This is a genomic window from Amycolatopsis sp. NPDC114478, from assembly GCF_055633805.1.
The window spans coordinates 1-1188 of the sequence record NZ_JBVKDO010000064.1 but is presented as its reverse complement, the minus strand read 5'-3'; the positions used below and the strand labels follow the sequence as shown (position 1 = coordinate 1188).

The following is a 1188-nucleotide window of genomic DNA, read 5'->3' as shown; positions in this document are numbered from 1 at the left end:
GGTGTCCGGCAACACGTACTTCGGGCGCTTCCCGGCCAGCTACTGGCAGCGCTGGACGACCGTCACCGAGGTCTCGGTCGAGCTCGTCGTCACCGGCACCGGCCTGCTCTCGATGGGCGCCTCCGACGTCGAGGGCGAGCCGCGCGTGGTCGCCGCCGAGCAGGTCGCCGACGCCAAGCAGGCGAAGGTGTCGCTGACCGCCAAGCTCGACAAGTTCTACGACGGCGGCGCGCTCTGGCTGGACCTGGAAACCGAGGGCGGCCAGACCCTGCGCGTCGAGCAGGTCCGCTGGACGGTCGAGGCCCCGGAGAAGATCCGCCCGACCGCGGTGACCATCTGCACGATGAACCGCGCCGACGACTGCCTGAAGAACCTCCAGGCCCTCGCCGCCGACGTGTCCTCGCTGGAGACCCTGGACGCGATCTACGTCGCCGACCAGGGCAGCGACCTCGTCGAGTCCCGCGACGGGTTCGAGCAGGTCGCCAAGGACCTCGCCGACAAGCTGCACTACATCAAGCAGCCGAACCTCGGCGGCGCCGGCGGCTTCACCCGCGGCCTGTTCGAGGTGGCCGGGCACACCGCCACCGAGCACGCGAACGTGCTGTTCATGGACGACGACGTGCTGCTCGAGCCGGACCTGGTGATCCGGATGACGGCGTTCTCCAACCGCGCCGCCAACCCGATCATCGTCGGCGGCCAGATGCTCAACCTGTTCCACCCCAACCAGCTGCACGTCGGCGCCGAGTACGCCCGGCTCAACACCCTCGAGCCCGGCCAGCCGGTCGAGCACTCCCTCTCCACCGCCGACCTGCTCGGCGTCGACGAGGAGACGCTCAAGCCCAACCGCCAGGAGCGGCGCCTCGACGCGGGCTACAACGGCTGGTGGTCGTGCCTGATCCCGTATGAGGTCGTCCAGGCCACCGGGTATCCGCTGCCGTTCTTCTTCCAGTGGGACGACGCGGAGTACTCCTACCGGGCCCGCGCGCACGGCTTCCCGACCGTCACCCTGCCGGGGGCGGGGGTGTGGCACGCGGACTTCCACATGAAGGACTGGGACGAGTGGCACCGGTACTTCAACCTGCGCAACTCGATCATCACCGCGGCGCTGCACTCGCCGTTCAACCTCAACCTGCTCTCCCGGGTCCTGCTCGCGCAGCTGGTGCGCTACCTGCTGGGCATGCAGTACGG

1 protein-coding gene is annotated in these 1188 nt (G+C 69.3%); it reads left to right on the top strand.

All coding sequences use genetic code 11. The features are described from left to right. A partial coding sequence (locus ACZ7OH_RS51880) for a glycosyltransferase (protein WP_470287735.1) occupies nucleotides 1-1188 on the top strand: 1188 nt, incomplete at both ends.